At 67.1% G+C, this 23,996-nt stretch carries 23 protein-coding genes and 1 tRNA gene; 18 read left to right on the top strand and 6 right to left on the bottom strand.

Annotated elements, in window-relative coordinates:
* Positions 1-214: 214 nt before the first annotated feature.
* Positions 215-300 (bottom strand) — tRNA-Leu (locus C5B85_RS04080).
* A 130-nt stretch (positions 301-430) separates the two neighbouring features.
* On the opposite strand from C5B85_RS04080, the gene C5B85_RS04085 reads away from it, so the two are divergent.
* From C5B85_RS04085 to mshC, 3 genes are all read left to right on the top strand, one after another.
* Positions 431-1,741, top strand: coding sequence for a M20/M25/M40 family metallo-hydrolase (locus tag C5B85_RS04085; RefSeq protein WP_104284723.1), 1,311 nt, complete (start codon positions 431-433; stop codon positions 1,739-1,741).
* 175 nt (positions 1,742-1,916) lie between these two features.
* A complete protein-coding gene (locus C5B85_RS04090) occupies positions 1,917-2,759 on the top strand; it encodes an undecaprenyl-diphosphate phosphatase (RefSeq protein ID WP_104284724.1) in 843 nt (280 codons plus the stop codon).
* Positions 2,760-2,850: 91 nt separating this feature from the next.
* Entirely contained in the window at positions 2,851-4,167 is a 1,317-nt protein-coding gene (mshC, locus tag C5B85_RS04095) for a cysteine--1-D-myo-inosityl 2-amino-2-deoxy-alpha-D-glucopyranoside ligase (RefSeq protein ID WP_104284725.1), read from the top strand.
* A 47-nt stretch (positions 4,168-4,214) separates the two neighbouring features.
* Here mshC and C5B85_RS04100 read toward each other — a convergent pair whose 3' ends face one another.
* A complete protein-coding gene (locus C5B85_RS04100; RefSeq protein WP_258070569.1) occupies positions 4,215-5,426 on the bottom strand; it encodes a proteasome assembly chaperone family protein in 1,212 nt (403 codons plus the stop codon).
* An 86-nt stretch (positions 5,427-5,512) separates the two neighbouring features.
* Between C5B85_RS04100 and C5B85_RS04105 the strand changes: the two genes are divergently transcribed.
* The 11 genes from C5B85_RS04105 (at position 5,513) to lnt (ending at position 16,944) form a co-directional block, all read left to right on the top strand.
* On the top strand, positions 5,513-6,253 hold the full coding sequence (locus C5B85_RS04105; protein ID WP_181064261.1) for an HAD family phosphatase: 741 nt from the start codon (positions 5,513-5,515) through the stop codon (positions 6,251-6,253).
* Entirely contained in the window at positions 6,250-7,344 is a 1,095-nt protein-coding gene (locus C5B85_RS04110; RefSeq protein WP_104284727.1) for a tRNA (adenine-N1)-methyltransferase, read from the top strand. Before C5B85_RS04105 ends, C5B85_RS04110 begins: the two co-directional genes overlap by 4 nt.
* Complete coding sequence (locus C5B85_RS04115; RefSeq protein WP_104284728.1) at positions 7,341-8,336, top strand: hypothetical protein; 996 nt, start codon at positions 7,341-7,343, stop codon at positions 8,334-8,336. Before C5B85_RS04110 ends, C5B85_RS04115 begins: the two co-directional genes overlap by 4 nt.
* Positions 8,337-8,386: 50 nt before the next feature.
* Positions 8,387-9,304: an FKBP-type peptidyl-prolyl cis-trans isomerase gene (locus tag C5B85_RS04120; RefSeq protein WP_104284729.1), complete on the top strand. Its 918-nt coding sequence runs from the start codon at positions 8,387-8,389 to the stop codon at positions 9,302-9,304.
* A 9-nt stretch (positions 9,305-9,313) separates the two neighbouring features.
* A complete protein-coding gene (locus C5B85_RS04125; protein ID WP_104284730.1) occupies positions 9,314-10,351 on the top strand; it encodes a YafY family protein in 1,038 nt (345 codons plus the stop codon).
* Positions 10,348-11,319: a YafY family protein gene (locus C5B85_RS04130; RefSeq protein WP_104284731.1), complete on the top strand. Its 972-nt coding sequence runs from the start codon at positions 10,348-10,350 to the stop codon at positions 11,317-11,319. The genes C5B85_RS04125 and C5B85_RS04130 overlap by 4 nt, the downstream gene beginning before the upstream one ends.
* Positions 11,320-11,385: 66 nt before the next feature.
* Positions 11,386-11,742: a hypothetical protein gene (locus C5B85_RS04135; RefSeq protein WP_104284732.1), complete on the top strand. Its 357-nt coding sequence runs from the start codon at positions 11,386-11,388 to the stop codon at positions 11,740-11,742.
* Positions 11,743-11,746: 4 nt separating this feature from the next.
* Entirely contained in the window at positions 11,747-12,094 is a 348-nt protein-coding gene (tatA, locus tag C5B85_RS04140) for a Sec-independent protein translocase subunit TatA (protein WP_104284733.1), read from the top strand.
* Position 12,095: 1 nt separating this feature from the next.
* Positions 12,096-12,956 carry a twin-arginine translocase subunit TatC gene (gene tatC / locus C5B85_RS04145; RefSeq protein ID WP_258070570.1) on the top strand — a complete coding sequence of 287 codons (861 nt, stop codon included), beginning with the start codon at positions 12,096-12,098 and terminating at the stop codon, positions 12,954-12,956.
* Positions 12,953-15,403 (top strand): RNA helicase, encoded by a 2,451-nt coding sequence (locus tag C5B85_RS04150; RefSeq protein ID WP_104284734.1) that lies wholly within the window; start codon positions 12,953-12,955, stop codon positions 15,401-15,403. The genes tatC and C5B85_RS04150 overlap by 4 nt, the downstream gene beginning before the upstream one ends.
* Positions 15,400-16,944, top strand: a complete 1,545-nt coding sequence (lnt, locus tag C5B85_RS04155; RefSeq protein WP_104284735.1) for an apolipoprotein N-acyltransferase — start codon at positions 15,400-15,402, stop codon at positions 16,942-16,944. The genes C5B85_RS04150 and lnt overlap by 4 nt, the downstream gene beginning before the upstream one ends.
* A 145-nt stretch (positions 16,945-17,089) precedes the next feature.
* Here lnt and C5B85_RS04160 read toward each other — a convergent pair whose 3' ends face one another.
* Positions 17,090-17,458 carry an RNA polymerase-binding protein RbpA gene (locus C5B85_RS04160; protein WP_068479689.1) on the bottom strand — a complete coding sequence of 123 codons (369 nt, stop codon included), beginning with the start codon at positions 17,456-17,458 and terminating at the stop codon, positions 17,090-17,092.
* 99 nt (positions 17,459-17,557) lie between these two features.
* Positions 17,558-18,328, bottom strand: coding sequence for a glycerophosphodiester phosphodiesterase family protein (locus C5B85_RS04165; RefSeq protein ID WP_104284736.1), 771 nt, complete (start codon positions 18,326-18,328; stop codon positions 17,558-17,560).
* 52 nt (positions 18,329-18,380) lie between these two features.
* Here C5B85_RS04165 and C5B85_RS04170 point away from each other — a divergent pair, with 52 nt between their 5' ends.
* Positions 18,381-19,157, top strand: a complete 777-nt coding sequence (locus C5B85_RS04170; protein ID WP_258070571.1) for an SDR family oxidoreductase — start codon at positions 18,381-18,383, stop codon at positions 19,155-19,157.
* A 101-nt stretch (positions 19,158-19,258) separates the two neighbouring features.
* On the opposite strand, the gene C5B85_RS04175 is transcribed toward C5B85_RS04170, so the two are convergent.
* Positions 19,259-19,723: an SRPBCC domain-containing protein gene (locus C5B85_RS04175; protein ID WP_181064262.1), complete on the bottom strand. Its 465-nt coding sequence runs from the start codon at positions 19,721-19,723 to the stop codon at positions 19,259-19,261.
* A gap of 20 nt (positions 19,724-19,743) precedes the next feature.
* Positions 19,744-19,923, bottom strand: a complete 180-nt coding sequence (locus C5B85_RS19105) for a hypothetical protein (RefSeq protein ID WP_068479684.1) — start codon at positions 19,921-19,923, stop codon at positions 19,744-19,746.
* A 509-nt stretch (positions 19,924-20,432) separates the two neighbouring features.
* Between C5B85_RS19105 and C5B85_RS04180 the strand changes: the two genes are divergently transcribed.
* The 3 genes from C5B85_RS04180 to C5B85_RS04190 form a co-directional block, all read left to right on the top strand.
* A complete protein-coding gene (locus C5B85_RS04180; RefSeq protein ID WP_181064263.1) occupies positions 20,433-21,482 on the top strand; it encodes an LLM class flavin-dependent oxidoreductase in 1,050 nt (349 codons plus the stop codon).
* Positions 21,483-21,541: 59 nt separating this feature from the next.
* Positions 21,542-23,557, top strand: coding sequence for an AarF/ABC1/UbiB kinase family protein (locus C5B85_RS04185; RefSeq protein ID WP_181064264.1), 2,016 nt, complete (start codon positions 21,542-21,544; stop codon positions 23,555-23,557).
* A gap of 94 nt (positions 23,558-23,651) precedes the next feature.
* Positions 23,652-23,996 (top strand): hypothetical protein (locus C5B85_RS04190; RefSeq protein WP_146077836.1); only part of this gene is annotated, 345 nt, incomplete at its 3' end.

The raw sequence follows: 23,996 nt of genomic DNA on the forward strand, positions 1-23,996 counted from the left end.
CGAGCGTCACGCGCCGACCGCGTCCTGGCAAACGAACATTGCCGAGTGTTGCGCTCCGCGGCATCTCACTACGTCGTGAGTCGGTCTGCAGGAGGGGACGCTACGGGAGGGATCGCTGCAGGAGAAAACACTGCACGAGAAAACACTGCACGAGAAAACACTGCACGAGGGAACACGAAAGGCCCGGGAGATAACTCCCGGGCCTTTCAACCTGTGCGCGAGGGGGGACTTGAACCCCCACGCCCTAATACGGGCACTAGCACCTCAAGCTAGCGCGTCTGCCATTTCCGCCACCCGCGCAGGTTGTGCTGTTGAGCACGAGGAGAAACATTACCAGGATTCCGGCGAAACGCTAATCGAGGCCGAAATGCGTGCATCCCGGGCGCGTCGCGGCGGAATTCCGGGCCTCTTGCGGCGGTAGCGTTGGGGCATGGCTGACTCCCTCGAACTCGACCCCACCGTCACGACGACTCAGGACCTCATCCGCCTCGACACCACGAATTACGGCGAAGGCCGCTCGAAGGGTGAGACCGAGGCCGCTCAGTACCTCGAGTCCCGCCTCCAGTCGCTTGGGCTCGACGTGACGACGATCGAGGCAGCTCCTGGGCGCCCCAGCATTTTCACGCGCATCCCCGGACGCAACTCGGACAAGCCGGCCCTCGTCGTGCACGGCCATACCGACGTCGTTCCGGCCGAGGCGGGCAACTGGAGCGTCGACCCCTTCGCGGGGGTCATCAAGGACGGCCTCCTGTGGGGGCGTGGGGCCGTCGACATGAAGAACATGGATGCCATGATCCTGACCGCCGTGGAGGAGATCCTCGGGGCGGGGGAGCTTCCCGAGCGCGAGTTGGTCCTGGCCTTCTTCGCCGACGAGGAGAACGGCGGCCAGTTCGGGTCTGAACCCATCGCCCGCGATCACCCTGAGCTGTTCGCTGGCGCGACGCAGGCGATCTCCGAGGTGGGCGGCTACTCGATCACGGTCGGCGGCAAGCGCGCCTACCTCCTGCAGACGGGCGAGAAGGCACTCCTGTGGCTCCGCCTCCACGCAAAGGGCCGCGCGGCCCACGGCTCACGAGTCATCCCGGCTGAGGAGAACGCCGTGACGCGACTCGCCCAGGCGATCGCGAAGCTGGGCTCCCACGAGTGGCCAGTGCTGCTGAACGACACGACCACGTCGATGATCTCCGAGCTTGCACGTCTCCTCGACGTCGACCCGCAGGAGACGACGCCAGGCGCTATCGTCCTGGCGACGGGCAGCGCGTCAGGGTTCCTCACGGCAAGCCTCAGGTCGACGACGAACCCCACAATGCTCAGCGCCGGCTACAAGCACAACGTCATCCCTGAGTCGGCGAGCGTCGCCATCGACGCCCGCCCGTTCCCGGGGGCGGAGGACGAGCTACTCGCCGAGATCCAGGCCATCGTCGGCGACGACATCGAGATCGAGACCGTGTTCCGCGGAATCGGCACGCAGGCGCCCGTCTCCGGCCCCATCGTCGAGGCGGCGACAGCCGCCCTGCAGCGCCACGACCCCGAAGCCGTCGTGGTCCCGTACTTCCTCTCGGGAGGGACCGACAACAAGGCGCTCGCGACGCTTGGCATCGAGGGCTACGGATTCGCCCCGCTGCGCCTCCCGGAAGGCATCGACTTCCCGGCGATGTTCCACGGCGTCGACGAGCGCGTTCCCCTCGAGTCGCTGGTCTTCGGACGCAAGGTCCTCGGCGACTTCCTGCGCAGCTACTGAGGGTGCGGCGGGCGCGCTCAACCTCTGCGCGCCTGCCTCTCGCGTCCCTCTCGCATCCCTCGACCACCGGGGTGCCCTCCGCACCTGACTCGGGTTTCGTGTTAGCGTGCGCCGGGCCCGACGTGACCTCACCGCGGCCCGCAGCAGGAAATCTCTCTCGGAAAAGGCAGTAGCAATGAACTGGTTTGACGCCGTGATCCTCGGGCTCGTGCAGGCGCTCACTGAGTTCCTGCCGATCTCCTCGAGCGCGCACATCCGCATCGTCGGCGAGTGGATCGGCGTCCAGGACCCGGGCGCAACCTTCACCGCCATCATCCAGCTCGGCACGGAAGCCGCCGTGCTCGTCTACTTCTGGGGCGACATCAAGCGCATCATCTCGCGCTGGTTCGGCTCCCTGCGCGGCAGCGTTCCCCGCAGCGACCCGGATGCGCGCATGGGCTGGCTCATCATCTTCGGATCCATCCCCATCGTGGTCCTCGGCTTCCTGCTGCAGAGCCTCATCCGCGACCAGTTCCGCTCGCTGTGGATCGTGGCGTTCACACTCATCATCTTCGGCGTCATCCTCGGACTCGCCGACATCTTCGGCAAGCGCGCCAAGGCCCTGCAGGACCTCAACACAAGAGACGGCGTCGTCTACGGGTTCGCCCAAGCGCTTGCCCTCATCCCCGGCGTCTCGCGTTCCGGCGGCACCATCACGGCCGGACGCATCATGGGCTACGACCGCCCATCAGCTGCGCGCTACAGCTTCCTGTTGGCCGTCCCTGCAGTCTTCGGGTCCGGCTTCTACGAGCTCGTCTCAGCGTTCGGCGAAGCGGAGGGAGCCGAGGCTCCGGTCGTCGCGACGATCATCGCGACGATCATCTCGTTTGTCGTGGGTCTCGTGGTCATCAAGTACCTCATGGCGTACCTCAACAAGGGCAGCTTCCTGCCGTTCGTCGTGTATCGGATCGCGCTCGGCACGCTCATCATCATCCTGCTGTCGTTCGGCCTCATGGATCCGACGGGCGGCGCGGCCTGACCCGCGCGCTCTCCTCCGGGAAGCACCCGCTGACACGCTGACGCCTGTCCCGCGGGGCGAGCGAGGTTGGGGCGCGACATAGGATGTTCCGGTGCGAACCGTTCCCTCGTGGCCCATCCCTTCTGTTCCCTCGGTAACCGGCAACGGCGGTGGTGCGATCCGGGTCTTCGACTCGGCGAGCGGGCAGGTGCAGGACACGGTCACGCCTGACGGCATCGCGACGCTCTACGTCTGCGGGATCACCCCCTACGACGCGACCCACCTCGGGCACGCGGCGACCTACCTCGCCTTCGACACACTCGGACGAGCGTGGCGGGACACGGGCCTCGAGGTGCGCTACGCCCAGAACATCACCGACGTGGACGACCCGCTTCTGGAGCGCGCGGCGAAGACCGGGCGCGACTGGCAGGAGATCGCCACCTCGCAGACCGATCTCTTCCGCTCTGACATGGCCGCGTTGCGCGTCATCCCGCCGGACTCCTACGTGCGTGTGCAGGACAGCATCGCCGAGACGGGCGACGCGATCGCGACGCTCATCGAGGCAGGACTCGCGTACCGGGTCGAGGTCACCCCTGACGCGCAGCCGTCGGCCACGACCGAGCTCGGGGACGTGTACTACGACGTCGCCGCGGCTGAGGCGGCCAGCGACTGGACGATGGGCGACGTCTCCGGATACACGGCGGCAGAGATGGAGGCCGCGTTCCTCGAGTTCGGGGGAGACCCGGAGCGTGCCGGCAAACGCGGGCCGTTCGACCCGCTGCTCTGGCGCAGCGCACGTGCCGGAGAACCGGCGTTCGAGAGCGCCGTCGGTCTCGGTCGCCCCGGCTGGCACATCGAGTGCTCCGTGATCGCGACCCAAACCCTTGGGGCCCCGATCTCGGTGCAGGGCGGCGGGCGTGACCTTCGCTTCCCCCACCATGAGCTTTCCGCCGCGCACGCGGTGTCCCTGGTCGCGACCGATTCGCATGGCACCTCTGGCGACTTCGCGCGGAGCTACGCGCACGCCGGACTCATCGCCTACGACGGGACGAAGATGTCGAAGTCCCTGGGCAACCTCGTGCTCGTCTCACGGCTCACCGCAGCGGGCGTGGATGCCATGGCCATCCGCCTCGCAATGCTCTCCCACCACTACCGCAGCGACTGGGAGTGGACCGACGAGGAGCTCGCACGCTCCAGCGTCCGCCTGCAAGATTGGCGACAGCGAGCGGCCCGATCCGTTGAGGGCACGCTCCCGGCTGAGCAGAACTCGTTTGTCGTGCGGATGCGGGAAGCCATCGCGGACGACCTCGACACCCCCCGAGTCGCAGCGATCGTCGACGAGTGGGCCTCGACCCCCGGTGCCGAGGGCGATGCGGACGTGGTCACGCTCGTGGACGCACTCCTCGGGGTGAAGCTCACCGCCGACTGAGCCAACGGAGCACGCTGCGCCAGGAAGAATCCCTGGCGCAGCGCCGGTCAGGGCTGTTCGCTGTGACCTTCCTCGGCTTCTCCTTCGGCGCCCTTGCCGGCGCCATCGGGATCCGACTTCGAATCTGGCGTCGTGTCACGGCCCGCATCGGCGTTCGCCGCTGCGTTCCCCTCTGCGTTCCCCTCTGGGCTCGTCTGAGGGCTTGCTTCTGGGTTTGCTTCTGGGTTCGCTTCTGGTGCCTGACCCTCATCAGGGGATCGTCGGTCGACGCCCATCGGTCGCTGCGCCGTGCCGGATAGATCCGTGGGGAACGCTGCGGGGCCCGGCTGGGGCTTCTTGCCCGCCGCCTGCTCGAGGAACCGCTCGAACTCCTGGGCGATCGCCTCGCCTGATGCTTCTGGCGCCTCGACCATGTCGCGCGTCCGCTCAAGGTAGCCGACGTACTGAGCGATCTCGTCGTCCTGAGCCGTCGCCTCGGTGACCTCGGCCTCCCACTCGGCCGACTCCGTCACGAGGTCGCCGTGAGGAATGGAGACGTCGACGATCTCGGTCAAGCGGTCGACGAGCGCGAGCGTCGCCTTGGGGGACGGGGAGTGATGGGCGTAGTGCGGAACGGATGCCCACAGCGAGAGCACCAGCATGTCCCGCGAGCGGGCTTCCTCCCCGATCGCCGAGAGCACGCCGGTCGGGCCCTCGTACTCGCTGCGATCGATATCGAGTTCGTCCCGCACCGCTGCATCGTCGCTCGACATGAAGATCGTGATCGGTCTGGTGTGGGGCACATCCGCGAGCAGCGCGCCGACCAGCACGACGCGCGTGATTCCCTCCCGCTCGCAAAGATCGATGACCTGCTTCGTGAAGCTCCGCCAGCGCAGCGTCGGTTCCGGGCCGATCAGCACGAACACGTTCTCTCCGTTGTCGGAGCTGACAGAGAGGCCGGCGTCAGCAGCAAGCTCCGTGCTCTCGGCTGGCGCATCCACCGTCTCGGCCTCACGGAGCGGCGTGCCGCTGAACGACACGCTGGGCCACTGGATCTTCCGGACGCCCTCGGTACCGGCCCTCATGACGGGCCGGTGGATCGAGTAGTCGAAGAACGACTCGTCGTCGATGCCCTCGATGACGCGGTCGGCACCGATGGCCTCCTGCAGCGCGCGGACAGCGCTCGAGGCGGCGTCGCCTGCGTCGTTCCAGCCCAGCAAGGCGACCACAAGCAGTCGGCCTCGCGCAAATGGTGTGGTGGCCTCGCTGTGATCCGTCACCGTGCTCCTCGCCATGGATGAAGTGTTGTCCAAGGATACGCGTCGGGCGTCGGTGGCCGTCCTGCCGCCCCGTAGACTGTCGCCCCGTGGCTCCTTCGAAACTTCCCGCCGCCGTCCTGTGGGACATGGACGGCACCATCGTCGACACCGAGCAGTACTGGCAGACCGCCCAGCTGAACCTGCTCGCCGACCATGGCTTGCCTCCGCTCACCGGGGAGCAGGAGCTCGGCATGGTCGGGTCGAGCATGGCGGATGCGTCGGAGTTCTTCGCGAGCCTCGGTGTCGAGCTCAAGCCCAGCGAGATCGTCGACCACATGAACACCACCGTCATGGCGAGCATCCTGAAGGAGCTCGACTGGCGCCCGGGCGCGCTGGAGCTGCTCGTGGCGCTGCACGCGGCCGGCATCCCGAACGCACTCGTCACCAACTCAACGCGGGTCCTCGCCGACGCCGTCGTCTCCACTCTCGACGACCCGCTGTTCACGATCGTGATCGCGGGCGACGAGGTCGAGAACGGCAAGCCGCATCCAGAGCCCTACCTGCGCGCAGCCGAGCAGCTCGGCGTCGCACCGGAGCGCTGCGTCGCCGTCGAGGACTCGAGGCGGGGCCTCGAAGCCGCCCTGGCCGCGGGATGCGCGACCATCGGCGTGCCGCACGGGCAGACGCTCGAGGCACACCACGCGCACCTCGTCACGTCGACCCTCGAGGGGATCACGCTCGAGACGCTCGGTGACCTCGTCGAACGGGTCGCGGGCGACGCGGCGAAGCGCGAGAACGCACAGACGGCCGATGGCGCCGCCGATTCAGAAAGCGAAGCACAGCTATGACCGAGACCGACATCGGCGGACCCTTCCGCGCCGGAGACCGCGTGCAGCTGACGGGCCCGAAGGGCCGCGTGAGCACGCTCTACCTGGAGCCGGGCAAGCGCTACTTCATGCACAAGGGCATGATCGACCACGACACCATCATCGGCGTGGAAGAGGGTTCCGTGATCTCCGCGACCGACGGGGGCCAGTACCTCGCGCTTCGCCCGCTGCTTGAAGACATCGTCATGTCGATGCCTCGCGGTGCCGCGATCATCTACCCCAAGGACGCCGCCGCCATCCTCGCCAAAGCCGATATCCGGCCGGGTGCCCGTGTCATCGAGGCGGGAGTCGGCTCTGGTGCCCTCTCGCTCTGGATTCTCCGCATGCTCGGCGGCACCGGCTCGCTCACGTCCTTCGAGCGACGTGAGGAGTTCGCCCAGGTCGCTGAGGGCAACGTCATCAGCGTCATGGGCGAGAAGCCAGACAACTGGAGCCTCGTGCTCGGAGATCTCGCTGAGGCGCTCCCCGGGCAGCACGCCGACGGCACCGCAGACCGTGCGGTCCTCGACATGCTGGCCCCTTGGGAGTGCCTCGATGTCGTCGCCGATGCACTCAAGCCTGGCGGGGTCCTGCTCTGCTACGTGGCGACCGTCACCCAACTCTCCCGTGTCGCTGAGGCGATCCGCGCAACCGGGCTCTTCACCGACCCGAACGCCGACGAGACCATGGTCCGCGGCTGGCACGTCGAGGGCCTCGCCGTCCGACCTGACCACCGCATGATCGCGCACACCGGCTTCCTACTGACGGCCCGCCGCCTGGCTGATGGGGCTGTCCTACCGAACCTCAAACGCCGCGCATCCAAGTCCGATTTCAGCGACGAGGATGTGGAGATCTGGACGCCTGGATCGCTCGGCGACCGTCAGGTGAGCGACAAGGTGCTGCGCAAGCGCGCCAGGCTCGCACAGCGAGGCGCCGCGATCACCGCGGAGAAGGGGCGGGAGCAGTCCGACTCCGATACCGATGCACCAAACGCGACAGAGGCACCAGACGCGACAGCCACGACGGATGCGCCAACAGGCACCAGCACGAACTCACAGGGAGACAGCGAATGACGCGCACACGCATGCGACTCGCGGGAGCCGCGCTGACCGCGGCCACCGTGGCGGTCGCGCTCACCGGCTGCGTGAGCTGGCCAGAGAGCGAGCTCGATGCAGAAGCCTGCGAGCTGCCCGGCATCGACGGCGCCGCGACCGCAAGCGTCTCGGCTGAGGGAGCCTTCGGAGAGATCAGCGGCGCGACGCTCACGCATCCGCTCTCCATCACTTCGCTGGAGACGACCCGCGACGGAGTCGGAACGGGCGACCCTGTCACGCCGTCCGGCGTCGTGCGAGCCAACTTCGAACTGCTCGATGGCGCCGGTGGGGAAGTGCTTGTCCCGTACAGCCCCACGGTCGCAGACTCGTCGGGCGCGGCGGCACCCACAAGCGTGGCGACGATCGCGAACACCTTCCCTGGGCTCGCTCAGGCAATCGAGTGCTCGCAGACGGGAGAGCGCGTCGTCGCCGTCATGCCGGCGAGCGTGCTCTTCGGTGAGGCCGCTACGTCGGTCGGCGTCGACCCGGCCATGACGATCGTAGCGATTGCGGACGTGCTGGACGTGTACCCGTCAAGCGCGGGCGGCCGGATCGCCGCGCCAGAGGACGGCATCCCCGCCGTCGTCACGGCGCCGAACGGCACCCCGGGCGTCACGATGCCGGCGCAGGACCCGCCCGCGGCTCCCAAACGGCACGTCCGCATCGAGGGCTACGGCTCACCGGTCGCTGAGGGGCAGCTCGTGACGATGCAGCTCTCCGCGTTCGACTGGTCAACGGGCGAGCAGGTCGCCTCGACCTGGACGCCAGGCAACAACGTGCTGCAGCTCACGACCGCACCGACGGATGGCCTCTTCGGACTGAGCGAGGAGATCGTCGGCACGCCCGTCGGCTCGCAGCTTGTCGTGGTGCTCCCGCCGGAGCGGCTCGCATCCCAGCCTGGCCCCCTCAACGCCTCGACGACGCAGGGAAGCACCCTCGTCTTCGTGATCGACATCCTGGCCGCCGAATAGGCGCCAGCCCCATCCACAGACGCTTCTCCCACTCAACGCAAGGCGGATCCATGCAACGACGTCTCCCCGCGGTCGCCGCGGCCGTCCTCCTCTCCCTCGGGCTCGCCTCGTGCGCCGGCAGCTCCACGCCGGTCGCGGACGGTGATGCGCTGAAGACCGTCGAGGTCACCGGCGAGTTCGGAGCGGCCCCCACGGTCACGATCGGCGACGTCTCGGGCCTCGGCGAGGAGATCGAACGCCGAGTCGAGATCGAGGGGGACGGCGAGGAGATGACGCTCGACTCGACGGTGGCAGCCGACCTCACGGTCTACGACGCGGGCACCAAGGCCGAACAGAGCCCATACGGGCCGCTCGGGCAGGTCCTAGACCTCAGCGCCGAGGGGATCCCCGGCTATCTGACGGGCCTCTTCGAAGGCGTGACCTCCGGGTCTCGTGTCGTCGCGCTCATCCCCTCAGCACTCCTCTTGGAAGGAACCGCGAACGCGGGCGCCACCGACACTCCTCCCGCCCTTGTCGTCGCCGATGTGATCGAGGTGCCGGATGCACGGGCAGTCGGAGCTGAGCAGCCGTCAACGCAGGATCTCGTCACGGTGACAGATGCCGCCGAAGGTGCACCGCAGATCTCGATCGTCGAGGGCGGTGCCGCGCCGAGCGAACTTGTCCTCGAGACCCGGAAGCTGGGGACCGGCGGCGTCGTCGCCGAGGGAAGCTCCGTTGTCGTCCAGTACACGGGTGTGCTCTTCGCCACCGGCGAGAAGTTCGACAGCTCGTGGGATCGCGGAACGCCCGCCCAGTTCTCGACGACCGGTGTCGTGGACGGTTTCGCCCAGGCCCTCGTCGGCCAGACGGTGGGCTCCCAGGTCATCGCCGTCATCCCACCTGCCCTCGGCTACGGCGACCAGGCAAGCGACACGATCCCTGCCGGCTCGACGCTGGTCTTTGTCGTCGACATCCTCGGCACGATCTAAAGTCGAGGCGTGACGCACGAGCGAACATCGCGAGCAAAGGCCCCCGCTGCGGCGGAGCGCCAGTTCTCGCTGATTCTCGCGCTCCTGACCACCGAGCGCGGCCTGACGAAGACCGACATCTTCGAGACCGTCCACGGCTACGCGGACGACACCAGAGACACCGGCACCGCCGGTGCGACCGCGGCCCGTGAGAAGCGCTTCGAACGCGACAAGGCGGAGCTTCGCGACCTCGGGGTTCCCGTCGAGGTCATCGACGACCCATCCGCGCCCGGCAACAACCAGCTCGTACGCTACCGCGTCCCGCGCGGCGGCTTCGCGATGCCAGCGGGGCTCGAGTTCGACGCAGACGAGACGGCACTCCTGGCGCTCGCAGCCCAGGTGTGGCGCGAGGGTTCCGTCTCCCAGGAGTCGAGGCGAGGGCTTATGAAGCTCAAGGCGCTCGGCGCCCAGACTCGCGATGACCTCATTGGCGTCGCGCCCAGACTGCGAGCACGTGACGCGGCGTTCGAGCCGCTTTCGACGGCCATCGAGGAGCGGCGGCTTGTCTCGTTCTCGTACGCGAAGCCCGGCGACACCGAGGCGAAGGTGCGCCGCGTCGAACCGCTCGCGCTTGTGTTCGCCGACGGCAACTGGCTGCTCGTCTCCTACGATCTCGATCGATTGTCCGAGCGCATGTTCCTGCTCTCGCGCATCGTATCCACCCCGCGGCAGGTCGGGGACGTGGATGCCTCACGCTACCCCGGTGTGACCGCCGAGCGTCACGCGGCACGAGCGCTCGATGAGCTCGCAGGACTCGCGGAACGACAACGGGCGACGCTCGAGGTCCGCGAGGGCACCGACGCTGAGGTCCGGCTCGGCAGCGGCACACCGGCGCTCACGGCATCCTGGCGAGCGGTCGAGCTCGGCTACACGGACCTGAGCCTCCTCGCAGACCGCCTCGCGTCGTTCGGCGGTGAGGTCAGGGTCGTGTCTCCGCCCGAGCTCAAGCGCCTGGTCGCCGCGCGACTCACTCTCGTCGTGTCAACACACTCGGAGCTCGCCCGATGAGCCCGTTCGTCTCCGCGGACCGTCTTGCTCTCCTCGTGTCACTGGTCCCGTACCTCCGCCAGCAGGAGGAGGCCGTCCCAGTCGAGACCGCGGCGGCGCACTTCGGGGTCAAACCGAAGCAGGTGCGAGACGCCGTGAGGCTCATCGCCGTCTCCGGCACCCCCGGCGAGGCGGGGGTCTACAGCCACCTTGACCTCTTCGACATCAACTGGGACGCGCTCGAGCTGCACGACCTCATCGAGGTCACCCACTTCGTGGCCCTCGAAGAGGCCCCGCGCATGTCGAACCGAGAGGCGGCCGCCGTCATCGCGGGCCTCGGCTTCCTCCGGAGCCTGCCCCGTCTCGTGGACGAGTCACGGATCGAGGAGCTCCTCGGCAAGCTCGGGGCAAGCGGCGCGACGCCGCACTTCGCCTTTGGGACGGCGGGGGAGTACCCGGCCGCGCGAGATGCGGTCGCGGCCGCCCTAGCGACCGGCAGACGACTTCGCTTCCGCTACCGCCGCGAGGACGGCGAGGAGAGCGTGCGGCACGTCGATGCCTTTACCCTCGAGACGCTCGGCGGTGACCTGTTCTTGCACGGGTGGAGCGTGGAGCGCGACGCCGCACGAGTTTTCAGGCTCGACCGGATGCGGGACGCGGTTGTCACGGATGTGTCCGCAGGTTCGCATCCCGGTGTCGAGCGGACGAGACCCATTTTCACACCGAGCGACGAGCACGCGCTTGTCACCCTCGAGGTCGGCTCAGCCGCGATGCCGCTCGTGCGGGACTACCTGCCGGCGGGGGAGCCAACCCCTCAGGCCGACGAGCACGGGCGCGCCATCGTGGAAGTCCGCATCGCTTCCCTGCAGCACTTGGCCAGGCTCGTGTCCGGAAACGCCGGCGAGATCCGTGTCATCTCGCCAGAATCGGCGCGAACCGCCGTCGCTGACTGGGCTGAAGCCGCCCTCCGCGAGCATGGGGACCGCTGAACCTGGAAATCGGGCACGAGCGGTGGCCTGGTGATTCACCTGAGACCAGGTATCGTTGGAGTCACTATGCCGTGGTGGAGTTGGGTTCTGATCTGGGTGGGCCTCGTGCTCATCCTCCTTGCAGTGCTCGGCGCGCTCGGCTACTGGCTCTTCAAGAAGGCCGTCCTCCTGCAGGGCGAGCTGGCGAGTCTCGAGGTACTCCTCGAGGCGTTCGAGCAGCGTGCGCAAACGCTCGTCTCGTTCACGCCCCCGCGGAGCAACGCGATCGTCCGCGGTCTCCGCGAGGTCCAGGTCGAGCGAGGTGCGCTGAGAGAAGCGCTCGACGAAACCAAAGAACAGCGTCGCGAGCAACGCCTTCAGCGCGCCCGCGACCTGACGACGGCAGACCCGTCTCAATTCGAACACCTTGTGAAAGGCAACTGACACCATGCCGAATCTGACTGGCCCACACCTCATCATCATCCTGGTGATCGTCCTGTTGCTCTTCGGTGCTCCGAAGCTCCCAGGCCTCGCGAAAAGCATCGGACAGTCGATGCGTATCTTCCGCGGAGAGGTCAAGAACATGAAGAAGGACGACGAAGTCGACGTGCCTCCGGCAACCGACGTCTACTCGCAGCCTGCCGCCTCGAACGCGCCGGCCGCACCACAGGCACCGGCCTCCCCGCAGGCACCCGTGACGCCGCCCGTCCAGAACTCCGCCCCGGCAGCCCCGGCTCCAGAGGCACCTGCCGCGCCGAGCTCCGACGCCAGGGGCAACACGGGCACCTCCAACTGACGTGACCGTTCAACCCGAGGGGGCTCCGCTGGCGGTCGAGCCGACGAAGTCGAAAGCGAAGAAGAGCCGCAAGCGCGACCCTGACGGACGCATGCGCCTTGCGGAGCACCTCATCGAGTTCCGCAACCGCCTGATCATCGCTGCGATCGGGATCGTGCTCGGTATGGTGGGCGGCTTCCTGCTCACCGACTGGGTCTTCAATCTCATGGCGGCGCCCATCCACGACATCGCCGAGACACGGGGCCGCACAGCTGATCTGAACTTCCAGAGCGTGACGGGCGCGTTTGATCTGCGTCTCCAGATCTCGCTCGGGCTTGGTGTCATCCTGTCGTCGCCGGTCTGGCTATACCAGATCTGGATGTTTATCATGCCCGGCCTCAAGAAAAACGAGCGCTGGTATGCGATCGGCTTCGTCGGCACCGCCATCCCACTCTTCCTCGCAGGCGTCTGGGTCGCCTGGATGCTCATGCCTCGAATCGTCGAGGTCATGGTCAGCTTCGCACCAGAAGACAGCTCCAGCCTCATCAGCGCAGGTGACTACTACAAGCTGATCATGACCCTCTGCATCGCAGTAGGCATCGCGTTTGTGCTCCCCGTTGTTCTCGTCATGCTGAACTTCGCGGGGATCATCACGGGTTCGGCGATCCTCAAGGGATGGCGCACTGCTGTCCTCCTCGTTGCCCTGTTCGCAGCAATGGCAACACCTTCGGCGGACGTGCTCTCCATGTTCTTCCTCATGGCCCCGATGCTCGGCTTGTACTTCCTCGCCGTGGGCATTGCGATGATCAACGATCGCCGCCGCGCCCGCAAGCACAAGAAGTTCGAGGCCGAGTTGGCGGCAGCCGAAGCGTCGGCTGCATGACCCAGAGTCCGTCAGAGCGCTTCGCCGCGAGTAGGGCACGCGCCAAGCTGCAGCAGTTCGAGCTGTTTCGGCGCGAGCTGAGCTTCGACCTGGACGAGTTCCAGATCGCCTCGTGCGCGAGCGTCGAGGCGGGCCGGAGCGTGCTCGTAGCGGCCCCGACGGGCGCGGGCAAGACGGTTGTCGCCGAATTCGGCGTTTTCCTGGGGATGCGCCAGCCGAACGCGAAGATCTTCTACACGGCGCCCATCAAGGCGCTGAGCAACCAGAAGTTCAGCGAGTTCGTCCGGCGTTACGGCGAGAGCGAAGTCGGGCTCCTGACTGGCGACGTCAACATCAATCCTCGGGCGCGCATCGTGGTCATGACCACAGAAGTCCTGCGGAACATGCTCTACGCGGGCAGCGACCTGCTCGACGACCTCGCATACGTGATCATGGACGAGGTGCACTACCTTGCCGACCGCTTCCGCGGAGCCGTCTGGGAAGAGGTCATCATCCACCTTCCCAGCGAGGTGCGCCTCATCTCGCTCTCCGCGACCGTCTCGAACGCCGAGGAGTTCGGCGACTGGCTGCAGACCGTGCGCGGCGACACTGACGTCATCGTCTCGGAGGAGCGCCCGACGCCGCTCTTCCAGCACGTGCTTGTTGGTCATCGCCTCTACGACCTCTTCGAGACGCGCGACGGAGACATCGCCGACCGCGTGAACCCCGACCTGGTCCGGGCGACTCAAGGCGGCGGCGGCAGACGCGAAGACGGTCGCGACCGTGACCGTGTCGGGCGGCGCGGGCGGGGGAGCAGCTGGAAGGATCAGCGTTTCCAGGCGCCGCGCGCCGACCGCGCCGGCCTGACCAAGATGCTCGACGACGCGGACATGCTGCCCGCCATCAACTTCATCTTCAGCCGCAAGGGCTGCGACCAGGCGGTCTCGCAGGTCCTGCGTGCGGGCGTCTCGCTGACGACAAGGGAAGAGCGCGACGAGATCCGCTGGATCGTGGAAGACCGTTGCCGCAACCTGCTCGACGAGGACCTCGGTGTCCTCGGCTACTACGAGTGGACGGAAGGCCTCGAGCGCGGTATCGCCGCGCACCATGCCGGCCTGCTGCCCGCGTTCAAGGAGGTCGTCGAGGAGCTCTTCCAGCGCAAGCTCGTCAAGCTGGTCTTCGCTACGGAAACGCTCGCGCTGGGCATCAACATGCCCGCCCGCACGGTGGTCCTCGAAAAGCTCGAGAAGTTCAACGGCGAGTCCCGGGTGCCGATCACGCCAGGCGAGTACACGCAGCTGACGGGCAGGGCAGGACGCCGAGGCATCGACGTCGAGGGCCACGCGGTCGTGCAGTGGGTCGGCGGGATGCACCCGCAGGCGATCGCCTCCCTCGCGTCACGTCGTTCCTACCCCATGAACTCCAGTTTCAAGCCGACTTACAACATGGCGGTCAACCTCATCGACCGCTTCGGTCGCGCTCGAACGCGCTCCGTGCTCGAGTCCTCGTTCGCGCAGTTCCAGGCTGATCGCGCCGTCGTCGACCTTGCCAAGCGCGTCCGACAGCAAGAAGAAGCTCTCGCTGGCTACGAGGACGGCATGAGGTGCCACCTCGGCGATTTCTTCGAGTACTCACGCATCCGACGCGAGCTGAACGACCTCGAGCGCAAGCGCATCCCGCACGATGAGGCTCACCAGCACGCCGCGCGCGAGCGCCGCCAGGCGAAGCTGACCCAGCTGCAGAACGCGCTCAAGCGTCACCCCTGCCACGTCTGCCCCGACCGCGAGCAGCATGCACGCTGGGGCGAGCGGTACTGGAAGCTGAAGCACGAGAACGACAAGTTCACGCGTCAGATCGAGTCGCGCACGGGGGCGGTGGCCCAGGTCTTCGACCGGATCACCGACCTGCTGCTCGAGCTCGGCTACCTGGCCCCCCTCGAAGGCGGCGAGAAGGACCTCGAGGTGACTGCGCACGGGCGCACACTCGCCCGCATCTACGGAGAGCGCGACCTGCTCATCGCTGAGTGCCTGCGCAGGCAGGCATGGAACGAGCTGACCCCCCAGCAGCTTGCGGCCATGGCTGCAGTGCTCGTCTACGAGCCGCGTCGCGAGGAGGAGAGCCTCGAGGAGTACCAATTGCCACGTGGCGCGTTCCGCGAGGCGATGAAGACGACGGAGAAGCACTGGCAGGGGCTGGATGAACTCGCGGAGCGCTTCCGCGTTCCACGTTCGTCTCGGCTGGCCACGAACCTCGCCCCGGCGATCTTCCACTGGGCGCATGGCGCCGAGCTCGAGCGGGTGCTCGATGAGTCGAACTTGGCGGCCGGCGACTTCGTGCGGTGGTGCAAGCAGGTGCTCGATGTGCTCGATCAGATCGAGAAGGTCGCGGAGGGCAAGTTCGCGTCGACCGCGCGTCAGGCGGCGAACAGCGTGCGCCGCGGCATCGTCGCCTATTCGGGGGTCGGGTGAGGTCCTTCTGGCTCTCGCTGCTCGCCGCCGTCGCAGGTGGTCTGCTGCTGAGAGCCGCGTTCCCAGGACCAGCGCTTTGGCCGCTCGCCTTCCTCGGCATCGGCCTCGTGCTCTGCTCGCTCATGCACCGCTCGGCGGGTGGCGCGTTCCTCGTCGGTCTCGCATCCGGACTCTCGTACTACTTCCCGCTCATCGCCTGGGCTTCCCTCTTCCTCGGGCCCGTCCCGTGGAGCGCACTGAGCATTCTCTCGTCGCTCTTCTGGGCTGGGGGCGCGCTGCTTATCGCCCTTGCCTACCGGCGGACCACCGCCCGCTGGGCTGACGGCGGCAAGCGATTGATCCTGGTCCCCGCGGCGGTCGCTGGCCTCTGGACGCTGCGCGAGGCGATTTATTCGGCCTGGCCGTACGGCGGCTTCGCCTGGGGCCGAGTCGCCCAGTCGCAGTCGGCGAGCCCATTTGCTGAGCTCGTGTCGTGGCTCGGACTCTCGGGCATGGGCTTCGTGATGGTCTTCCTCGTGGCTTTTCTCCTCGAGCTGGGCCGCGCACGCGTCCGCCCGATCACCTGGGCAACCGCGGCCGCAGCCGTGCTCGTGGTCGTGGCCGTGCCGCTCTTCCCGACAAGCACGATCGGATCTGCCCGGGTGGCCGCCGTGCAGGGAGACACGCCCGAGGCCGCGTATTTCGTCGACGGCGAGCCCGGCGACGTCTTCCTCGGCCACGTCGAGGCGACGCGGACGATTCCGGCCGACGCTGACGTCGACGTGATCCTGTGGCCAGAAGGCTCGATCGACCTGAACCCGCTTGCGTCGCCAGGAGTTCGCCGTACCCTCGATCAGCTGAGCGAAAGCTACGGGGCGCCCATCGTCGCCAACACGGTGACGATCGAGCCGGGGGAGACCGAGGCGGACGACCGCTTCTTCAACTCCCAGTTCGTGTGGGATGCGGAGTCGGGTTGGGGCGACCAGTACGACAAGAAGCACCCGATTCCGTTCGGCGAGTACGTTCCGGATCGTGACTTCTGGTACTCGCTGGCCCCTGATCTCATCGGCATGATCGGCCGCGGCTACTCGCCGGGGGAGCGCGACAGCATCCTCGAGATCGGCGACATCCGGGCGGGCACGTACATCTGCTATGACATCGTCGACGACGTGCTGATCAGGGACGCCGTCCTGGGAGGCGCGACGGTGCTCTTCGCGCCGAGCAACAACGCCGACTTCGGGAAGACCGACGAGCCGGCGCAGCAGCTCGCCTTCGCTCGTCTCCGGTCGATGGAGACCGGGCGCTCCATCGTGCAGGCGTCCACGGTCGGCATGAGCGCCATCTACTCGCCAGAGGGCCGCGTGCTCGCGGAGCTTCCCTGGTACGAGCCTGGTGTGATGATCGTCGACGTTCCCCTCGCCGACGGACTCACTCCCGCCGTGCTCCTCGGGCGCGGCATCGAGGTCACACTCGGGATGCTCGGGCTCGGGCTCCTTCTCGGGGCCGGCTCCTCGAAGACCCAGCGACAGAGCGCCTCCGCCCTGCGTATCCCGCGGCGGTAGGCCGGGTTTCGACGCGAGGCTCGCCCGTCAACGGTCAGCTCGAGGAAAAGAGGCTGTCCCCGGCGCCGCGCAACACGAAAGGGACGAAGCCGCTGGCTTCGTCCCTTTCGACGTTCACGGTCGCTCGCCGAGCGACCTGCGGGGGTCAGACGTCTTTTGCGCCCTTGGTTCCGCGCCGTGAGCGCAGGAACGTGAGTCGCTCCTGGAGGACCTCTTCGAGTTCCTCCCGCGTGCGACGCTCGAGCAGCATGTCCCAGTGAGTGCGCTGGTGCTTCTGCTCCGGCGCCTCGTAGGCGACCTGCTCGCCGCCTTCATCCAGCAGACGACCCTCGTTGCCGCTCTTCGGTGACGCCCAGACCTCGGGCACCTCCGCTTCAGCGGCGAAGGTGACGGCAAAGCGCTCACCCAGTGTCGTCTCGTACGTTCGCACCTGGCGGTCGACAAGGACAACGCCCTCGTCACTCTGCAGGCTCTGTGCGCCGAGCCGCATTCCGCGCAGACTCCGATCAGCCATTGCTGACCTCCTCTCCTCGTCAGTGCGGTTCTACTTCTATCGTCCCAACGTGCGATTGTGCCGAGGTATTCCCGCGCGTTCCCGCTTTTCCTCGAAAACTCATAGATTTGTGTGACTTCTCACAACCTTCACGGCGAGATCGGCACGGTCGGTGACAAGCCCGTCGACTCCTCGCTCGAGCAGGTCCCGCATCGTCGCGGGATCGTTGATCGTCCACACGTGGACCTCCGGCGTGTAGCGGTGGAACGCGCGCAGCCTCTCGGGGGAGAGGAGCTCGAGGCCGTATGCCCGCTCGGGGATCTGGACGGCCGCGGTCCCCTGGAGGGCGCGGTGTAGCATCCGCCCCGAGCGAACCGACATCGCGAGGAGTGCCGCCGCGATGCCGGGACCCGCTGCGCCACGGGCCGCGCCAGGCAGCAACCGGGCGGTCTGCCGCAGACGCAGGGCTGAGAACGAAGTGATGAGGACCCGGGACTCGGCGCCTGCACGCCGGACAGCGTCAGCGACAGCCACCACGGAATCACCCGACTTCACATCGATGTTGAACCTCGCAGCCGGAAACGCGTCGAGCGCTGCATCAAGCGGAAGCAGCTCGGCACCCGGGGTGGACCCCGTCGACCTGAGTCCGGCCAGCACGGACATGGGGGAGTCAGCAACAGCCCTGGCGCTGCCGTCGAAGCCCTCGAGCGTCTTGTCGTGCCACAGGACCGCCCGTCCGTCGCTCGAAGCCCTCGCATCGGTCTCGATGTGCGTTGCACCAACCGCGATCGCCGCGGCGAACGCCTCCATCGTGTTCTCCGTCGCCTCCAGAGCCAGGCCACGATGAGCGAGCACTCGCGGGGGAGCGCCATCCAGGTAAGGGTGCTGCATGCGACCAACGCTAGTGCGCTCGCATCGCTTCGCGCCCAATAGAATCGGACGCATGGCTGAACAGATTCTCAACCCGCTGGCCGCTGGAGCACTCGAGGGCAAGCGTGCGCTTGTCACGGGTTCCTCACGCGGCATCGGCGCGGACACCGTCAAGTTCCTTGCGCAGGCTGGCGCGAAGGTCGTCGTGAACTACCGCAACAAGGAAGCGCGGGCCGTCAAGCTCGTCGACGCGATCGCAGCCGATGGCGGCACCGCCATCGCCGTCGGAGCCGACCTCACCGACGAGGCGAGCCGTCAGGAGCTCTTCTCGACGATCGACCGCGAGTACGGCGGCCTCGATGTCCTGGTCCTCAACGCATCCGGGGGCATGGAGTCCGGCCTCGGCGAGGACTACGCCCTCAAGCTCAACCGTGATGCGCAGGTCGAGACACTCAAGGCGGCACTCGAGCTCATGCGCGACGGCGGGCGTGTCGTGTTCGTCACGAGCCACCAGGCGCACTTCATCCGGACCACCCCGACCATGCCGGAGTACGAGGCCGTCGCGAGCTCCAAGCGTGCCGGCGAGGATGCCCTGCTCGCGCTTGTTCCGGAGCTGACCGAGCGCGGTGTCGAGTTCGTGGTCGTCTCCGGGGACATGATCGAGGGCACCATCACGGCAACACTGCTTGATCGCCTCAACCCCGGTGCGATCGCAGCCCGCCGCGAGGAGGCCGGGAAGCTCTACAACGTGCAGGAGTTCGCGGCCGAGGTCACAAAGGCGGTCGTCGAGCCGGTCCCCGCCGACAACCTGCGACTCATCGGCGACACTTCGGGGTTCGTCAGCGAGTAGCGATTCCGGCCGCTGCCATTCGAGTCAGACGCGCGGAAACGAAGATGCCCGGACCACGTGGTCCGGGCATCTTCGTCAGCGCTGAGCGCGGGGGAGCACCGTCAGGAGTGCTTGAGTGAGTTTGTCGCGAGCTTGCGGCCGGGACCATCCTCGAACAGCTCCTGGAGCTGCAAGAGGTGCTCACGCCAGCCGTCGCGATACTTTGCGACGTGGATCTCCGCGTAGTCGCCGCGGGGGAACCCCTGCTCGAGCACACGAACCTTGCTCTTCTTGTCTTTCTGCTGGACGACAACGAGCACGACGTTGGTCTCGAAATCGCCCGCCTTCGTCTTCCACGTGAAGTGGAGTTCCTCTGGGGCGTCGATCTTGGTAATGTTTCCCGAGGTGATACGCGGTTTCTTCTTGCCAGGCCGGAGGGATCTCGCCGAGATCTTGGCACCGCGCTTGATCTTGAACTCGGAGTCGGCCCACCAGAGCTCACGGAGATCCTCATCGACGAGGGCCTGCCAGATGAGCTCAGCAGGAGCTTTGATACGAACGCTGATGTCGATGCTGGGGGTGAACACCGCGCGTGAAGCTTTGGTCGCTACTTGCGGCTCTGGCCCACGAGCTGCCAAGGGATGAACAGCGCAAGCGAGTTCAGCAGGATGCCCGCCAGGAACACCAGGAGGCGAAGCGTGTCGCCGTCGACCTGGAACGCCAGGCCGTAGCACCAGATGCCAGCGCCGAAGATGATGATGCAACCGATGGCAATCAGAACGCTCACGAGTGTCGGCTCCCAGGATCTCTCAGTGACACAAACAACAACAAGGTGGCTCGGGCCACGAAGTCAGCCACGGCAAAGTACTCACCGTGCACTCACAGCCTACTTGATGACAAGCGCTGAGCTCGCGCACGCCGAGCCAGGTTCCACTACATCCGATAATGCACATTATGACATTATGCGTCGATCACTCCTCTCTCCTGTGCCTGACTGACGCCAGACTGGCGCCGGATCTGCACCGGATCCGCGCCAGAACCGAGCCGACCGCGTCGGACCTTACAGTCCGATGCCCGAGGACCAAGCGGCGAATATTCTTGTCGCTCGCGGTCACGGCACAGTTGGCGTCCGACAGAATGCGTCGACAAGCACAGACACCGGGCGCGCCTTTATATCTTTCATATGCCTGCGGCGGAACGAGACCGGCGGGACGCCTTGCGCCGTCTTACCGGCCCTTACGCCACGTGACGATCGCGCGGGGCGGGAGGCTGCGGCGGCGGGATGCTGAGGGCACCATGAGCGATCCCGTCACGCAGCCCGCATCCGCCGCCCCGAAGCGTCTCTCCTTCCTCGCGTTCGTCGAGCACACGAGAGTCTCCATGAACCGATCGCTCGGACTGCAGGAAGGCCTCGAGCTCTTCGAGTACGCGGAGGACCTCGGCTACGACACGGGCTACGTGCGCCACCGCCACCTCGAGACCTATCTGTCCTCGCCGTTCACGTTCCTCGCCGCCGTATCCCAACGGGTGAAGCGCATCCGCGTCGGAACGAGCGTCACTCCCCTGCGCTTCGAGCAGCCAGTGCGTCTCGCCGAAGATGCGGCGACGCTCGATCTCCTCGCCGACGGCCGCCTCGAACTTGGGCTGAGTTCCGGCTACGCCGCGACGGAGTCGACGTTCGCGCAGGCCTTCGGGAAGATTGACGGCGACGACGTGCGGGCCCTCGTCGACGCGAGGCTCGACACGTTCCTCGCTGCCGTCGAAGGCAAGACGGTTGCGACCGCCGAGTCTGACCTCTCGTTCGCGAAGGCTGGCGAGGAGCTCACCGTGCATCCGCACAGCCCTGGCCTCAGGGAGCGCGTCGCATATGGGGCCGGCGGTGGTTCCAGCGCCAGGAAGACCGGGCAGAGAGGCCTGCGTCTGCAGCTGTCGACCCTCAACACGGAGATCGGCGACCTCGGCTTCGAGTCGACCCAGGCCGCGTACATCCGCGACTACCGCGGTGAGCACGCGAAGGTGAGCGACTCCCCCTCGTTCGCTTCCGTCAGCCGAGCCATCGTGCCGTTCAGCACACCGGCGGAGCGTGCCGAACTCGAATGGTTGCTGGAGCGTGACGCGGAGCGCGCGGCCAACGTCGGCGGCGGCCCGCTTCCGTTCCAGTTCGGGCGCGTGGCCCACGGCACCTGTGAGCAGATCGCGGAAGCGCTCTCCGACGACGCCGGCATCAAGGCCGCGGACGAGCTTGTCATCGCGCTCCCCTTCGACTACCCCGCCGAGACGCAGCGACGCATACTGCGCCAGTTCGCGGAGGACGCCGCGCCACACCTTCCCTACCTGGGTCGATGAGGCGAGGTCCGCTGGCGAGCCGCTAGCCTGGGCGAGTCCCCCACCTGACGAGGAGCGCCGTGTTCGCTAACGTCCTGCTGATCGCCGTAGCGATCCTCGCCGCCATCCTCGTGGGTCTCGTGTCCCGCCGCGTGCTCGGTGTGCCGATCGGCTACATCCGTGCGGTCATCGTCGGTGCCCTCGTTGTTGTGGCCTCGCTTCCGTTCGGCAACTGGATAATCCGCGAGACCGGAGTCGATCAGCTCGAGGATGGCGAGACCAACTTCACCGTCGTCGTCGTCGTGGTCCTCCTCGCAGTCTCGTGGATCTTCGCCCTCGGGGTGCTGGTCCTCGTGGCGCTCGAGGCGACGATCCCCACGCGGGCGTTCCCGAACCCCATCGAACTCGTCCGCTCCGCCATCCGACGACGCAGCAGGACGAAGCGGTACCTGCAGATCCTCACGATCGCCTCCCGCGACGGGGCTGGGTGGCTGCTGCACGGACGCCGAACCCCGACCGCCGAGGGACGCACGACTGCGCAGCAGCGCGCGGATGCGCTCATCACGACGATCAATCACGCCGGAGTCACGTTCGTGAAGCTCGGGCAGGTGCTCTCCACGCGGCGGGACCTCGTGCCTGAGCCCTACCTCTCGGCACTCGCCCGTCTGCAGTCGAACGCGACGACGGTGCCGTGGCCCGATATCGAGCAGGTCCTGAAAAGCGAGCTCGGCGTCCCGCTCGACACGATCTTCGGAGAGATCGACACCACTCCCCTGGCGGCCGCCTCCGTCGCGCAGGTGCACCGCGCTCGCCTCGTCGACGGCACACCGGTAGTGATCAAAGTGCAGCGTCCGGATGCAAGGGCGCAGGTCGAAGCGGACGTGGACATCATCGGGCGCCTCGCCGACCGGGCCGAGACCCACACGGCCCTCGGCAGGGAGATGCGACTCTCGGCGATGGCGGCCGGCTTCACGACGACATTGGAAGAGGAACTCGACTACCGGGTCGAGGCCCGCAACGTGCACATGATCGAGAGCACGATGCGCGACATCCACGCCGGCTCCCCCGAGCTCCAGGAGATCGCGATCCCGGCGGTGTACGCGGCGGCAAGCGCCCGCAGGGTGCTGACGATGGATGTGATGGACGGCAGCCCGCTGAGCTCAGCGACCGAGCGCCTCGAAGCTCTCGGCCCCGAGGTGCGCCACGACCTCGCGCAGACGCTCATGGAGACGGTGATCGAGCAGATCCTCGTGTATGGGGTCTTCCACGCCGACCTGCACCCCGGCAACGTCTTCATCCGCGACGACAGCACGCTCGGCCTCATCGACTTCGGTGCTATCGGCATCGTGCAGCGAAGCCAGCGGGAGCACCTGGCCGCGTTTCTGCTGTCAGCGGCAAGCGACGATGACGTCTCCGCCGCGGATGCACTGCTGCTCATCGTCGACGCACCGGAGGACCTCGACGTCGACGCGTTCCGCCACGACATCGGGATCGCCTTGACCTCGGTCCAGCATTGGCCGCGCGGCGAGGGCTCGATCTTCACGATGATGCTCGACGTCATCCGGAAACACCATCTGGCACTCCCCTCGACACTCGCGTCGGCGTTCCGCAGCTTCGCGACGCTCGAGGGTTGCCTGCGAGTCATCGAACCCGACTTCGACTTCGTGCAGCGCGCGCTCCCGTTCGTGCCGAAGCTCCTCAAGCAGCTGCTGGCGCTCAAGCGGGTCGTCGGAACGGCGCAGGCGAAGGCCGCCGTCGCCGCCGCCTACGCCGCCCGGATGCCGAACCGCATCGACACTATCGTCTCGAAGCTCGAGGACGGCGAGCTGAGCGTTCGCGTCAGCCCGTTCTCGGACCGCCAAGACCGCAGCTGGTTGGGAGGACTCGTGAGCCGGGGCATCGACACGGCCGTTGCCTTGACCGCGGTCATCCTCGCGATCGTGCTGGTCGTCGCCGGCGGCGGGCCGACGCTCGCCCCAGGCCTGCAGCTGTTCAACCTGCTCGGCGCTGTCATCGGTTTGCTCGGGTTCTTCGGGATCCTGCGCGCGATGCTCCGCTCGATCGTCGGGGCCAGGGGCCAGTCGCTGACCGAGTAGAGTCTGCGCTCGAGACTCGCCTGAGCATCTGGGTTTTTCTCGGTGCGCTGCCGCTGGGGCGTGGTTTGTCGGTGGTCCGGTCCAGGCTGTGGTCATGGACGACTTCTACGACGGTGAGCCGCTGAAGGTGTTGGGGCTTGATCCCAACGACCCGGCGTCGGTCGTGGTGTGGCGGAAGTTTCTGTTGGATTGGGATGCCCATCTTGCGGTGATGGCGGCTGCGGTCGCGGCGGATCAGGTGCGGGTGCGGGCGAAGCTGGCGGAGATGGCGGCGGTGTTGGATGCGATGGAGGGCACCACCGAGCACGGTATGCATGTGCAGTCGGTCGCGGCGGAGGGTGCGTTGATCGAGCAGATCGGGCATTCGGCGGCGGAGGGTGCGTTGTCGGATGCGGGGATCGTGGTGCGCGAGTTCCCTGGGTTCGTGGACGCGCTTGGT

The sequence above is a fragment of the Pseudoclavibacter sp. AY1F1 genome (assembly GCF_002931075.1).
Taxonomy (GTDB): domain Bacteria; phylum Actinomycetota; class Actinomycetes; order Actinomycetales; family Microbacteriaceae; genus Pseudoclavibacter.